Origin of the sequence: Actinospineispora eucalypti, assembly GCF_039543365.1 — a bacterium.
Lineage (GTDB): Bacteria > Actinomycetota > Actinomycetes > Mycobacteriales > Pseudonocardiaceae > Pseudonocardia > Pseudonocardia eucalypti.
Genome location: NZ_BAABJP010000043.1, coordinates 334769 through 347620, shown reverse-complemented (window position 1 = coordinate 347620; position 12852 = coordinate 334769). Strand labels below are relative to the sequence as shown.

At 72.0% G+C, this 12852-nt stretch carries 17 protein-coding genes and 1 tRNA gene; 15 read left to right on the top strand and 3 right to left on the bottom strand.

Annotation, left to right across the window (positions count from 1 at the left end; all coding sequences use genetic code 11):
* The 3 genes from ABEB12_RS33295 to ABEB12_RS33285 form a co-directional block, all read left to right on the top strand.
* Nucleotides 1–292: replication initiator (locus tag ABEB12_RS33295; protein ID WP_345703351.1), on the top strand; the 292-nt coding region annotated here is incomplete at its 5' end.
* Nucleotides 289–486, top strand: a complete 198-nt coding sequence (locus tag ABEB12_RS33290; protein ID WP_185063621.1) for a helix-turn-helix domain-containing protein — start codon at nucleotides 289–291, stop codon at nucleotides 484–486. The genes ABEB12_RS33295 and ABEB12_RS33290, both read left to right, overlap by 4 nt.
* Entirely contained in the window at nucleotides 486–1670 is a 1185-nt protein-coding gene (locus ABEB12_RS33285) for a tyrosine-type recombinase/integrase (protein ID WP_185063620.1), read from the top strand. The genes ABEB12_RS33290 and ABEB12_RS33285 overlap by 1 nt, the downstream gene beginning before the upstream one ends.
* A 55-nt stretch (nucleotides 1671–1725) precedes the next feature.
* Here the strand turns inward: ABEB12_RS33285 and ABEB12_RS33280 are convergent.
* Nucleotides 1726–1798, bottom strand: a tRNA-Lys gene (locus ABEB12_RS33280).
* A gap of 97 nt (nucleotides 1799–1895) precedes the next feature.
* On the opposite strand from ABEB12_RS33280, the gene ABEB12_RS33275 reads away from it, so the two are divergent.
* The 3 genes from ABEB12_RS33275 to ABEB12_RS33265 are packed head-to-tail and all read left to right on the top strand — an operon-like array spanning nucleotide 1896 to nucleotide 4311.
* A complete protein-coding gene (locus ABEB12_RS33275) occupies nucleotides 1896–2183 on the top strand; it encodes a hypothetical protein (RefSeq protein WP_185063619.1) in 288 nt (95 codons plus the stop codon).
* A complete protein-coding gene (locus ABEB12_RS33270) occupies nucleotides 2180–3136 on the top strand; it encodes a transglycosylase SLT domain-containing protein (protein ID WP_345703350.1) in 957 nt (318 codons plus the stop codon). Before ABEB12_RS33275 ends, ABEB12_RS33270 begins: the two co-directional genes overlap by 4 nt.
* On the top strand, nucleotides 3136–4311 hold the full coding sequence (locus ABEB12_RS33265; RefSeq protein ID WP_185063618.1) for an aminotransferase class I/II-fold pyridoxal phosphate-dependent enzyme: 1176 nt from the start codon (nucleotides 3136–3138) through the stop codon (nucleotides 4309–4311). Before ABEB12_RS33270 ends, ABEB12_RS33265 begins: the two co-directional genes overlap by 1 nt.
* Before the next feature lie 11 nt (nucleotides 4312–4322).
* Here ABEB12_RS33265 and ABEB12_RS33260 read toward each other — a convergent pair whose 3' ends face one another.
* Complete coding sequence (locus tag ABEB12_RS33260) at nucleotides 4323–5357, bottom strand: GntG family PLP-dependent aldolase (protein ID WP_185063617.1); 1035 nt, start codon at nucleotides 5355–5357, stop codon at nucleotides 4323–4325.
* 32 nt (nucleotides 5358–5389) lie between these two features.
* Between ABEB12_RS33260 and ABEB12_RS33255 the strand changes: the two genes are divergently transcribed.
* Genes ABEB12_RS33255 through purB form a run of 3 tightly spaced genes read left to right on the top strand, consistent with a single transcriptional unit; the run spans nucleotide 5390 to nucleotide 8154 of the window.
* Entirely contained in the window at nucleotides 5390–5959 is a 570-nt protein-coding gene (locus tag ABEB12_RS33255) for a SigE family RNA polymerase sigma factor (protein ID WP_185063616.1), read from the top strand.
* Between the two features lie 42 nt (nucleotides 5960–6001).
* The gene (locus ABEB12_RS33250) at nucleotides 6002–6730 is read left to right on the top strand and encodes a hypothetical protein (RefSeq protein WP_185063615.1); all 729 of its coding nucleotides are present in this window, start codon (nucleotides 6002–6004) and stop codon (nucleotides 6728–6730) included.
* A gap of 11 nt (nucleotides 6731–6741) precedes the next feature.
* Nucleotides 6742–8154 (top strand): adenylosuccinate lyase, encoded by a 1413-nt coding sequence (gene purB, locus ABEB12_RS33245; protein WP_185063614.1) that lies wholly within the window; start codon nucleotides 6742–6744, stop codon nucleotides 8152–8154.
* Here the strand turns inward: purB and ABEB12_RS33240 are convergent.
* Nucleotides 8151–9113: a helix-turn-helix domain-containing protein gene (locus ABEB12_RS33240; RefSeq protein ID WP_185063613.1), complete on the bottom strand. Its 963-nt coding sequence runs from the start codon at nucleotides 9111–9113 to the stop codon at nucleotides 8151–8153. The genes purB and ABEB12_RS33240 overlap by 4 nt on opposite strands.
* Before the next feature lie 88 nt (nucleotides 9114–9201).
* On the opposite strand from ABEB12_RS33240, the gene ABEB12_RS33235 reads away from it, so the two are divergent.
* The 6 genes from ABEB12_RS33235 to purQ are packed head-to-tail and all read left to right on the top strand — an operon-like array spanning nucleotide 9202 to nucleotide 12787.
* Nucleotides 9202–9411: a hypothetical protein gene (locus ABEB12_RS33235; protein ID WP_185063612.1), complete on the top strand. Its 210-nt coding sequence runs from the start codon at nucleotides 9202–9204 to the stop codon at nucleotides 9409–9411.
* A gap of 10 nt (nucleotides 9412–9421) precedes the next feature.
* Entirely contained in the window at nucleotides 9422–10264 is an 843-nt protein-coding gene (locus ABEB12_RS33230) for a phosphoribosylaminoimidazolesuccinocarboxamide synthase (protein WP_185063611.1), read from the top strand.
* 53 nt (nucleotides 10265–10317) lie between these two features.
* Nucleotides 10318–11070, top strand: coding sequence for a DUF2334 domain-containing protein (locus ABEB12_RS33225; RefSeq protein WP_185063610.1), 753 nt, complete (start codon nucleotides 10318–10320; stop codon nucleotides 11068–11070).
* A gap of 43 nt (nucleotides 11071–11113) precedes the next feature.
* A complete protein-coding gene (locus ABEB12_RS33220; RefSeq protein ID WP_185063609.1) occupies nucleotides 11114–11863 on the top strand; it encodes an MBL fold metallo-hydrolase in 750 nt (249 codons plus the stop codon).
* Between the two features lie 10 nt (nucleotides 11864–11873).
* Nucleotides 11874–12113, top strand: coding sequence for a phosphoribosylformylglycinamidine synthase subunit PurS (gene purS, locus ABEB12_RS33215; RefSeq protein WP_185063608.1), 240 nt, complete (start codon nucleotides 11874–11876; stop codon nucleotides 12111–12113).
* Nucleotides 12110–12787, top strand: coding sequence for a phosphoribosylformylglycinamidine synthase subunit PurQ (gene purQ / locus ABEB12_RS33210; protein WP_185063607.1), 678 nt, complete (start codon nucleotides 12110–12112; stop codon nucleotides 12785–12787). Before purS ends, purQ begins: the two co-directional genes overlap by 4 nt.
* The last annotated feature ends 65 nt before the right edge of the window (nucleotides 12788–12852 follow it).

Genomic DNA, 12852 nt, shown 5'->3' with positions numbered 1-12852 from the left:
CCTGCGCAAGTGGGCGCACATGCTCGGCTTCCGAGGCCACTTCCTCACCAAATCCCAGCGCTACAGCACCACCTTCCGCGCCATCCGCGCCGAGCAGCACCGGTTCCAAATCGGGCACACCCTCACCGAGCTGGGCGCTGACCTGGACCCGGACCAGGTGATCGTGGTCAACGACTGGAACGTCGTGAGCATCGGCCACCGCAACCACGCTGAGTACGAACTCGCGCACGCTATCGGCGAACGCGCACGCCACCTACCCGGCGAGAAGACCAGGCGGGAGGGGCATCAATGAGCGCGGGGTTAGCGACTGGTGTGGCGCCGCTGTGGACGGTGGATGACGTCGCCATGTACCTGGGTATCCCGGTGCAGACGCTCTACCAGTGGCGGCGAAAGAACGTCGGGCCGCGCGGGCGTCGAGTGGGCAAGCACCTGCGTTACGACCCGGAGGACGTGCAGGCGTGGTTCCGGTCGCAGGAGAGTGCGTGATGGCGCGCCCACCACTCCCCCTCGGCACGCACGGGAAGATCAAGGTGTACGAGGTCGGGCCGAAGAACTACCGGGCGCGCTGCCGCTACCGAGACTTCGACGGGAAGGTCTACCCGGTCGAACGCTACGCACCGACCCAGACCAAGGCGGAACAGCGGCTCAAGGAAGCGATCCGCGATTGGGTGGCACCGGTCAAGGACACGGGCATCACCGGGGACTCGCGTTTTCGGGAAGCGGCGGCGCACTGGCTGCGGGAGCTGGAGAGCGACGCGGACCAGCAACATCGTTCCTGGGGCACAGTCGACACCTACCGTCACCGGTTGGAAACGATCATCCTGCCGGCGATGGGTGAGCTGCGGGTGCGCGAGGTGTCCACGCCGATCTGTGACGCGCTGTGCCGGCGGGTGCGCGATCGGTCCAGCGCAAGCTCAGCGAAGACCGTCCGGGCGATCCTCTCGGGGATCTGCCAGCTCGCCGTGCGGCACGGGGCACTGGAGACGAACCCGGTCCGCGAGGTCGGACGGCTGGAGAGCCGGAAAGCGCGGAACAAGCCGTCCGCGTCGCGCTCGCTCACCGCCGCCGAGGTGCTGGACCTGATGGGGAAGCTGGACCTCGACGAACGGGCCATGGCCGACGATCTGCCCGACCTGGCGCGGTTCTTCCTCGCCACCGGAGAGCGGACCGGCGAGGCACTAAACGCCGGCTGGTCCAACTTCGACCAGGACGCCAAGGTGATCCAGATGGCCGGGAACGTCATCCGTGCGCGCGGCAGGGGCAAGATCGTCAACTCGGGGAAGACGGAGAACTCGACACGGCCCATCCCGTTGGCGGACTGGTGCGTGGCCATGCTCGTGGAACGGCGAGGCTCGGCGGTCGACCCGAACGGGCTGATCTTCCCGAGTTCGGTCGGGACACCGCGCGAAGCGTCCAACGTACGGAACCGCGCGTGGCGGCCGTTCCTGCGTCGGGCCGGCTACGAGTGGGTGACCTTCCGCACGCTCCGGAAGACCGTGGCCACCCTGCTCGACGATGCCGGGCTCACCGCTCGGCAGATCGCGGATGTCCTCGGCCACTCCCGGCCGTCCATGACCCAGGACGTCTACATGGGCCGGCGGAATCCGAGCAGGGCAGGCGCTGAGGCGCTGGATCGCGCGATGAAGCCGGACGGGCAAAACGCGGGGTAAACGTGGGGCTTGATCAACCCGTATCGCCGCCCGGCCTTCTGACCAGGTAAAACAGTGGGCCCCCGGGGGATCGAACCCCGAACCCGCGGATTAAAAGTCCGCTGCTCTGCCGGTTGAGCTAGAGGCCCGGCACCCCGCAAGGTTACCTACTCCCCGGTCCCGGCCCGCGCCCAGTTCGCGATCGGATGGAACCGCCGGCCGGCGGGAGCCGTCCGTACTGGCGTGATGCGCTACGTGCTGCAGGACATGAGGCAGGTCGGGGCCGAGCTGAACCGCCGGGCCACCGAGGTCACCACGTGGCTGGACGCCCGCGCGGCGCGGCCGCCGACCCCGCCGCCGGGGGATCCGCCCGCCGCCGCGGTCGCCGCGCTCGTCGAGCTGGCGTGCTGCCGTGCGCTGTCCTCGGCGGCCACCCGGCTGACCGCCGCGGCCAGGGCGCTCGACGCGTGCGCCACCGAGCTGGGCACGACCGATACCGACGTGGCCGAGCGGATCCGGCGGTGCGCGGGATGAACGAACGCCACTGGGTCGAGGCGTCCTGGTTGCTCAACTCCGCCGGTCGCACGCCGACGGCGTTCCTCGGTTGGCTGGAGGTCGGCTGGCGGGGGCCGGCCGCGCTGCGCTACGAGGAGTGGGCGCTCGGCTTCGAGCGGGCCTGCCTGCGGATGGCCGAGGCGCTGCGGGTGGCCGGCGAGTCGGCGCGCCGGGGCGGGCCGGCGCTGGCGGAGCGGATCGTGGCCGATCTCGCGGCGGTGGAGTCCGGGTGCCGGGCGATCGACGCGGTCTCGGTGCCGCGCGGACATCCGCGACCCCGTCCGGCGCCACGACCACCGGGGCCGCCCGCCGCGCGGCCACCCATCCCGCCCGCCCGGCGGCAACCCGGCCAGCCCGGAAAACGGCCACCTGGCGAGCCGAACAAACGCCCGCCCGTCGAACGGCCGCCCGCCCGGCCGCGGGAACAACCGCCCGCCCGGCGGCCAGCACCCGATCCGGCGCCGGGCACGCCACCCGTACACCACCTGCCCCGGCGTCGTCATTCGCCGGCGGAGCGTTCCGAACCGGCTCCCCGGGTACCCGAGCCGAGGAAGTCACCGGAGCAGCATCGGGGAGGCAACGTGCGGGAGTGGATAGCGCAGGCGCGGGAGATCCTGCTGCAACACGGCTACCGCCCGGAGCAGATGGACCCGGACGCGATCGCCACGATCATCAAGCACGAGTCCAGCGGCAACCCGTCGGCGGTGAACAACTGGGACGCCAACGCCGCGCGGGGCACGCCGTCCATGGGACTGATGCAGACGATCGAGCCGACCTTCGAGCGCTTCCACCTGCCCGGCCACGACAAGATCCTGGATCCGGTGGACAACATCATCGCCGGCGTGCGGTACGCGGTGGCCCGGTACGGATCGGTCTCCGCTGTGCCCGGCGTGCGCGGTTTGGAGTCCGGGGGCGACTACCGTGGCTATTGATGAACGACAACCGTCTCACCGTCGCCCAGCGCGCGGCGGTGCCGCCCTTCCACGTGATGAACGTCTGGGCGGCGGCCGCCCAGCGACAGCGCACACACGGCGACCTGGTCAGCCTGTCCGCCGGCCAACCGTCCACCGGGGCGCCGGCACCGGTGCGCGCGGCGGCGGTCAAGGCGATCGAGTCGGAGGTGCTCGGCTACACGGTCACCACCGGGCTGCCCGAGCTGCGCGAGGCCATCGCCGGCCACTACTCCCGGGCCTACGGGGTGCCGGTGGACCTCGAGGACGTCGTGGTCACCACCGGGTCCTCGGGCGGTTTCCTGCTGGCCTTCCTGGCCGCGTTCGACGTCGGCGACCGGGTGGCGATGGCGCGGCCCGGTTACCCCTGCTACCGCAACATCCTGTCCGCGCTGGGCTGCCGGGTGGTGGAGCTGGACTGCGGGCCGGAGACCCGGTTCCAGCCGACCGTCGCGATGCTGGCCGAGCAGCACCGCGCCGAGCCGCTGCGCGGGGTGATCGTGGCCAGCCCGGCCAACCCGACCGGCACGGTGCTCGCCCCAGGAGAGCTCGCCGCGATCGCGCGCTGGTGCGAGTCGGAAGGCGTGCGGCTGGTCAGCGACGAGATCTACCACGGCATCGGCTACCCGGATACGCCCGCGACCAGCTGCGCCTGGCAGACCTCGCGCGAGTCGATCGTGGTCAACTCGTTCTCCAAGTACCTGTCCATGACCGGTTGGCGGCTCGGTTGGCTGCTGCTGCCGCCCGAGCTGCGCGCCGCGGCGGACCGGCTGACCGGCAACTTCACCGTCTGCCCGCCCGCGCTGTCGCAGTACGCCGCGCTGGCCGCGTTCGACCCGGCCAGCCTGGCCGAGGCGCAGTCGCACGTGGCGCGGTACGCGGTGAACCGCTCGCTGTTGCTGGACGGGCTGCCCCGGCTGGGCATCGACAGGCTGGCCCCGGCGGACGGCGCGTTCTACACCTATGCCGACGTCAGCCACCTGACCCATGACTCGATGGCCTTCTGCCGGACGCTGCTCAACGCCACCGGGGTGGCCGTCGCGCCCGGCATCGACTTCGACCCGGTGCGGGGCAACGAGTTCATCCGGCTCTCCTTCGCCGGTGCCACCGAGGACATCCGCGAGGCGTTGCGCCGCCTGGAGTCGTTCCTGGCCTGAGGGCTCGTCGCCTAGGGACTCTGGATGCGGTCGAGCACGGCGTCGATGTCGGCGTCGGTCAGGTCGCCGTGGGTCACCAGCCGGATCCGGCCGCCCATCGGGCCGGCCGCTATGCCGGCTTGCGCCCAGTTGGCCAGGACCTCGGGCAGCGCGGCCGGCGAAGGCGGGTCGACCAGGACGATGTTCGTGTCCGGCTTGTTGACCCGCCAACCGCGGTCGGCCAGGCCGGCCGCCAACCGGGCGGCGCGGGCGTGGTCGTCGGCCAGCCTCGGGATGTTGTCCAGCGCCACCAGGCCGGCCGCCGCGAGCACGCCGCCCTGCCGGACGCCGCCGCCAAGCATCTTGCGCAGCCGCCGCGCCTCCTCCACGAACTCCGCCGAGCCGGCCACCACCGAGCCGACCGGAGCGCCCAGGGCCTTGCTCAGGCACACCTGCACCGTGTCCACGCCCCGGGTGAGCTCCGCCGGCGGCACGCCCAGCGCCACCGAGGCGTGCCACAGACGGGCGCCGTCCAGGTGCACCCGCAGCCCGCGCGAGCGGGCGGCGGCGACCAGATCCGCGACCTCCGCGACGGTCAGGACCACGCCGCCCGCCGCCATGTGGGTGTTCTCCAGGCACAACAGGGTGTGGCGCAGCGTGTAGTACGGCCCGGGGGTGCCCGCCGCCGCGAGCACGGCCGCCGGGCTGACCTTGCCCGGGCCGGCGTCGTGCGCCAGCTCACGCGGCATGCCGCCGGCCAGCCAGGCCGGGGTGCCCAGCTCCGCGTCCAGCACGTGCGCGCCGGCCGGCGCGAGGAAGGCGTCACCCCGGTCGAGGTGGGCGAGCAGCGCGATCAGGTTGCCCATGGAACCGCTCGGCACCCACAGCGCGGCCGGCACGCCGAGCAACTCGGCGACGCGTTCACCCAGCTCGAGCAGGGTGGGGTCGCCGTCGAGCACGTCGTCACCCACGTCGGCGTCGGCCATTGCGCCGCGCATCTTGGCGTCCGGACGGGTCACCGTGTCGGAGCGCAGGTCAATCGTTCGAGATACCCCGGTTCTACTCATTTGTCGCACGCTGACATATTGAAACAGCCGCCGTGCAACCACACGGCCGGCCAGTTACGTCCAGTCTTTGCGTAGGAAGGTTCGGGGTGGACCCAGCCGCCGAGCAGGCGTTCGAGGAGTACTTCCGGTCGCGGCGTGATGCCGTGCGCCGGAGTGCCTTCTTGCTCTGCGGCGACTGGCACCGCGCCGACGATCTCGCGCAGACCGCCTTCGTGGCGCTGCACCGCAAGTGGGACAGCATCCGCGAGCCGGCCGCGCTGGATGCCTACGTGCGGCGAACGCTGGTGCGGGCCTCGATCGACGAGTCGCGCCGGCCGTGGCGCCGCGAGCGGATGGTGTCCGAGCTGCCGGAGCCACCGGCACGCGAGGACGGCACGGCGGACGGGGTCGCCACCCGGGAGGCCCTGGTCGACGGACTGCGCAAGCTGCCCCCCAGGCAGCGGGCGGTACTGGTGTTGCGTTACCTGGAGGGCCTGGACGTCGCGGCGACCGCCGCGGCCCTGGGTTGCCGCCAGGGCACGGTGAAGAGCCAGGCGGCCCACGGCCTGACCGCCCTGCGGTCGGTGCTGGGTTCCGCACTGGATGATCTACGGACCGCGTGATAGTGCACGTGGCAGCCCAGGTGAAGGGAGGAGGTGGCCAAGATGGATGATCGCGCGCTCGCCGAGCTGTTCCGGGACGCCGCCGACTCCGCCGCGCAGGGCGCCCCGCCGCCCACCTTCGACCACGCCGACGTGCTGGCCGGTTCCGAGCGCGCCCGGATCCGGAAGCGGCAGCGGGTGATCGGCGGCACCGCGCTGGCCGCCGCGGTGCTGGCCGCCGCCGGGTTGGGCGCGGTCGGGCTGGGCGGCGCCAGCCTGCTCGGCTCGACGCCTTCCTCCGACTCGACGCTGGCCGGCGCGGAGCCCGCGCCGAACGCCCGCTCGATCGTCCCCTACATGGACGCGCCGGAGGCCCGCTCCGACGCCATCCCCCAGCCGGCACCGTTCGGCGCCGCGCCACAGAAGCGCCTGGACAACTGCGCGCGCGTGGACGACGAGCTGTTCCGAATGCTCGGTGAGGCGTTGCCGGAGGTGCGCGGGCTGCACCCCCGCCCGCTGCCGGCCTCCGCGCAGTGCCCGCCGAACGGGCGCGGCTTCGAGGTGGACGTCAACGACAACGGCATCCAGGGCTCGTTGCAGGTAATCCTGTCGCCCCGGCCCACCAACCAGATCAACGTGCAGGTCCCGCCGGGCGGCGGAGTGGTCACCACCGGCACGCCCACCGACGACGGCGGCTGGCTGACCCTGAACAGCCTGTCCGTCAAGCCCGGCCGGGTGCCGTTCAAGGACCTGCTCCGCCAGATCGTCAGCGACATGGCGGACGAACTGTAAGCTGGCCCGACGTGATCCCGAACGTACTGGCCAACCGCTACGCGAGCGCCGAGATGGCGCGGCTGTTCTCCCCCGAGCACAAGATCCTGCTGGAGCGACGGCTATGGCTGGCCGTGCTGCGTGCACAGCGCGAGCTGGGCGTCGCGGTGCCGGCGGAGGCGATCACCGACTACGAGCGGGTGATCGACAAGATCGACCTGGCGTCCATCGCGGCGCGCGAGCGGGTCACCCGGCACGACGTGAAGGCGCGCATCGAGGAGTTCAACGCGCTCGCCGGCCACCAGCACGTGCACAAGGGCCTGACCAGCCGCGACCTCACCGAGAACGTGGAGCAGGCGCAGGTCCGGGATGCGCTGGCACTGTTGGCCGACCGCACCGTCGCGATGCTCGCCCGGCTGGCCCGGCGGGCCGGCGAGTACCGGGAGCTGGTGATCGCCGGGCGCAGCCACAACGTGGCCGCTCAGGCCACCACGCTGGGCAAGCGGTTCGCCAGTGCGGCCGACGAGCTGCTGGTGGCCCACCAGCGGCTGACCGAGCTGTTGGACCGCTACCCGCTGCGCGGCATCAAGGGCCCGGTGGGCACCGGTCAGGACATGCTGGACCTGCTCGGCGGCTCGTCCGACAGGCTGGCCGAGCTGGAGCAGCGGGTCGCCGCCCACCTCGGCTTCGCAAAAGTGCTCACCAGCGTCGGGCAGGTGTATCCGCGCTCGCTGGACTACGACGTGCTGACCACGCTGGTGCAGCTGGCCGCCGGGCCGTCCAGTCTGGCCACCACGATCCGGTTGATGGCCGGGCAGGAACTGGTCACCGAGGGCTTCCAGCCGGGTCAGGTGGGCTCCAGCGCGATGCCGCACAAGATGAACACCCGGTCCTGCGAGCGGGTGAACGGGCTGGCCGTCGTGCTGCGCGGCTACGCGTCGATGGTCGGCGAGCTGGCCGGCAACCAGTGGAACGAGGGCGACGTGTCCTGCTCGGTGGTGCGCCGGGTGGCCCTGCCGGACGCGTTCTTCGCGCTGGACGGGCTGATCGAGACCTTCCTGACCGTGCTGGACGAGTTCGGCGCCTACCCGGCGGTGGTGGCTCGCGAGCTGGACCGCTACCTGCCGTTCCTGGCCACCACCAGCGTGCTGATGGCGGCGGTGCGGGCCGGCGTCGGGCGGGAGACCGCGCACGAGGTGATCAAGGAGCACGCGGTCGCGGTGGCGCTGGCCATGCGCGAGCGCGGCCAGGCGGAGAACGACCTGCTGGCTCGCCTGGAACGCGACGAACGCCTCGGCCTGCCGCCGGGTTCGCTAGGGCTGGGCGACCCACTCACCTTCACCGGCGCGGCAACCTCCCAGGTAGACGCCGTCCTGACCCAGGTCGCCGACCTCACCAAGGCCCACCCCGAAGCCGCCACCTACACCCCCGCGCCGATTCTCTAGCCCGCCTCCTCCGGGCAGCGGAAGGTGCGGCGGTAGTCGCTCGGGGTGACGCCGACCAGGCGCTGGAAGTGGTGACGCAGCAGCGCGGGGGTGCCGAAACCGGCCTCGTCGGCCACCTCGTCGACGCTCATCGTGGTGCGTTCCAGCAGTTCACGGGCGCGCAGTACGCGCTGGGTGGACAACCAGCGGTTCGGCGTGGTGCCGGTTTCCGCGCCGAACCGGCGGGCGAAGGTGCGCTCGGACATGGCCGCGCGCCGGGCCAGCGAGGCCACGGTGTGTTCCGAACCCAGGTTCTCCAGCATGTGGCGCAGCACCGGCTCCAGGCTGTCCCCGGCGCACTCCGGCACGGGCAGCTCGATGAACTGGCGCTGGCCGCCGTCGCGCTGCGGCGGCACCACCATCCGGCGGGCGATCGCGGTGGCCGGCGCCGAGCCCAGCTCGCGGCGGACCAGGTGCAGGCAGGCGTCGATGCCGGCGGCGGTGCCGGCGCTGGTGATCACGTTGCCGTCGTCCACGAACAGCACGTCCGGGTCCATCTTGGCCGCCGGAAAGCGGGCGGTGAACGCGGCCGCGTGGTACCAGTGCGTGGTACAGGGGCGGCCGTCCAGCACCCCGGCCGCACCCAGCACGAACGCCCCGCTGCACACCGAGAGCAGCGTCGCCCCCGAGTCGGCGGCGGAACGCAACGCCGACAAGACCGCTTCCGGGTACTCGTCGCGGATCCGGCAGGCCGGCACGGCGACCAGGTCGGCGCCCCGGACCGCGTCCAGCCCGTGGTCGGGGAGCAGCCGCATGCCCATGGTGGTGCTCAGCGGACGGCCCGGGTGCTCGGCGCAGATGCGGTAGTCGAAGGGTGGCACGCCGTCCTCGGTCCGGTCGATCCCGAACACCTCGCAGATCACACCGAGCTCGAACGGCGCCACGTCCTCCACCAGCACGGCGGCCACGGTGCGCAACATGCCACCGAGCGTACTTTGGCAGGATATTGTTGTACAGGGTCAGTCATGCCACTGTTGGCAGGAAGTTGTTTACAGCAGAGTTACTGCCATGACTTCCATCGTGATCGTAATCGTGACGTTTGCCCTGGTCTACTGGGCGCTGGAGCGCAACCACGCCCGCCAGGCCCACCTGCACAGCCGGCTCTACGGCCACCTCTGGGGCAGCAGCGAGGTGGAGGACCGGGACCTGGTCCGGCTGCACGACGACCTGCGCGCGGCCGCCGACCACCAGCAGTGGCAGCGCACCCTGTTCCACTAGCTTGTAGCGAGTGAAGCTTCTGCACTCGGGCAAGGTGCGTGACGTGTACGCCGATGGCGAGGACATCGTCCTCGTCGCCTCGGACCGGATCTCGGTGTACGACGTGATCCTGCCGAACCCGATCCCGGACAAGGGGAAGCTGCTCAACCAGCTCGCGCTGTGGTGGTTCGAGCAGCTGGCCGACGTGGTGCCGAACCACGTCATCTCCAGCACCGACGTGCCGGCGGAGTTCGCCGGCCGCGCCGTCCGCTGCAAGCGCCTGGAGATCATCCAGGTGGAGTGCATCGCGCGGGGCTACCTGGCCGGCCTGGGCCTGCGGGAGTACCAGAAACAGGGCACCGTGTCCGGCGTAGCACTGCCGAAAGGCCTGGTGGAGGGGTCGAAGCTGCCCGAGCCGATCTTCACGCCGACCACCAAGGCGCCGATCGGCGAGCACGACGAGTTCATCACCTACGCCGACGTGGAGGACATGGTCGGCGCGGAAACCGCCGCCCGGCTGCGGGACACCACCCTGGAGGTCTACCGGCGGGGCGCCGAGCTGGCCGCCGGCCGGGGCGTGATCGTCGCGGACACCAAGTTCGAGTTCGGCTGGGACGCGCAAGGCCGGTTCACCCTGGGCGACGAGGCGCTGACCTCGGACTCCTCCCGGTACTGGCCGGCCGACGAGTGGCAGCCCGGCCACCCGCAGCGTTCCTTCGACAAGCAGATCGTCCGGGACTGGGCCTCCGGCACCGGCTGGGACCGCACGCCCCCCGCGCCGGAGATCCCCGAGGACGTGGTCGAACTGGCCCGGAATCGGTACATAGAGCTCTACCAGCGGCTCACCGGCCGGAGTTTCACAACGTCGTCATAGACACGACACGATGGGGTCAACCCTGAGACACGCTGATAAGGCCTCATGGAAGCGTGCCTGCCACGCTGATCGTGTCGATATCCGGAGTTTCCGAACCGACCCTGCCGGCGAGCATCGAGTTCACCGGCGAGCTGGACGCCCGGCTGGCGCCCGTGTCCTGGCTCCTTCCGCCGCGCCCCCGCGAAGGCCGGCATCGCGCCGACGCCCCGCTGATCCGGTGGCTGCGGTCCCGCCTGCCGGTGGGCGACGCGCTGGTCATGCACGGTTTCGACCACGCCGTGGTGCCGGCCGGCCGGAGCTGGCCGTACCGCCGCGCCGAGTTCGCCGCGCTGCCCAGCCACGAGGCCACCCTGCGCCTGATCGCCGCCACCCGCACATTGGACGACCTGGGCCTTTCCTCCGAGGTGTTCGCGCCGCCGCGCTGGCTGGCCTCCTCCGGGACGCTGACCGCGCTGCGCCGGCGGGGCTTCCGGGTGTGCGCGGACAGCGTCGGGATACGCCGGCTGAACGGTTCGGAGTCGCTGCTGCGCGGCCGGGTGCTCACCCCCGGTGGGCTGACCGCCGGGGTGCGCGCCGTGGACGGCCCGGCCCCCGAGTCCACCGAGGCCTGGCGGCACCGCGGCCTGTTGCTGCTGGCCAGCCGCACCGCGCGGCGCGGCGGCCTGGTGCGCATCGACGTGGACGCGACGGAGCTGCACCGCGCCAGCACCCGCCAGGTGCTGCTGGACGCGATCGACGCCGCACTGGACGCCGGCGCCACCCCGGCCACCTACCGGCTGCCGCTGCCCACCCCGCTGGCCGCCTGAGAACCGCCGGAATACCGCGCACGGCGGAGCGGTTCGCCGGGAGATGAGCATCACCTACCTGGGCGGCCCGACCGCCGTGCTGGAGCTGGCCGGGTTGCGCCTGCTCACCGATCCGACCTTCGACCCGCCGGGCGAGTACCCGGTGGGCAACCGCAAGCTGGTCAAGCTCACCGACCGGGTGGTCGACCCGGCCGAGCTGGGCCGGGTGGACGCGGTGCTGCTCTCCCACGACCAGCACGTCGACAACCTGGACCGCGCCGGCCGGGAGTACCTCGGCAAGGCGCCACGCGCATACTCCACGCCGGCCGCCGCCGAGCGCCTCGGCGAGCCGGTGCGCGGCCTGCGGCCGTGGGAGTCCACCACGCTGGGCAAGCTGCGGCTCACCGCCGTGCCCGCGCAGCACGGGCCGGACGGCACCGAGCACCTGGTCGGCCCGGTTACCGGGTTCGTGCTGGCCGGCGACGGCCTGCCCACGGTGTACGTGAGCGGGGACAACGCGTCGCTCCGGGTGGTCGAGGAGATCGCCGGGCGGGTGGGCGACGTGGACGTCGCGGTGCTGTTCGCCGGCGGCGCGCATACCCCGCTCATCCCGGACGGCGAGTACCTCACGCTGAACGGCGCGGGCGCCGCCGAGGCCGCCGAGATCCTGCGCGCGGGCCGGGTGGTGCCGCTGCACTTCGAGGGCTGGGCGCACTTCACCGAGGGCGCCGACGCGCTGCGCGAGGCGTTCGAGGCGCGCGGCCTGGCCGACCGGTTGCACCTGCCCAAGCCGGGCGAGACCGTCCGGCTTTAAGGTGTAAAGCATGGCCCGTGTGGTGGTGGACGTGATGCCCAAGCCGGAGATCCTCGACCCCCAGGGGCAGGCCGTCGCCGGGGCGCTGCCCCGGATGGGCTTCGCCGGGGTGCGCGAGGTGCGGCAGGGCAAGCACTTCGAGCTCGACATAGACGACTCGGTCGACGACGAAACCCTGCACCGGATCGCCGGCACCCTGCTGGCCAACCCGGTGATCGAGGACTGGCGCGTCACCCGGGTGTCCGAATGACCGCACGCATCGGGGTGATCACCTTCCCCGGCACGCTGGACGACGTGGACGCCGCGCGCGCGGTGCGCTACGCCGGTGCCGAGCCGGTCGACCTGTGGCACGCGGACGAGGACCTGCGGCACGTCGAAGCGGTGATCGTCCCCGGCGGTTTCTCCTACGGCGACTACCTGCGCGCCGGCGCGATCGCCCGGTTCGCCCCGGTGATGCGCCCGGTGATCGACTCGGCCCGGCGCGGCCTGCCGGTGCTGGGCATCTGCAACGGCTTCCAGATCCTCTGCGAGGCCGGCCTGCTGCCCGGCGCGATGACCCGCAACGAACGGCTGCGCTTCATCTGCCGTGACGTCGAGCTCCGCGTCGAGCAGACGGACACCGCCTGGACCAGCGGATACACCGCCGGACAGGAGATCCTCATCCCGCTCAAGTCGGGCGAGGGCCGGTACGTGGCCGACCCGAAGACGCTGGACGCGCTGGACGGCGAGGGACGGGTGGTGTTCCGCTACGCGCAGCCCGCGCCGAACGGCGCGATGCGCGACATCGCCGGGGTGACCTCGGCCGACCGGCGGGTGGTCGGCCTGATGCCGCACCCCGAGCACGCCATCGACCGGGCGACCGGTCCCTCCGCCGACGGCCTGGGCCTTTTCACCTCGGTGATGAGTGCACTGGTAGCCAACTAGCGTCCTTTATCTCGATCACTGCGGCCCACTCCAGCCAATGTGGTGAAGGACGCACCCCCCTTCGC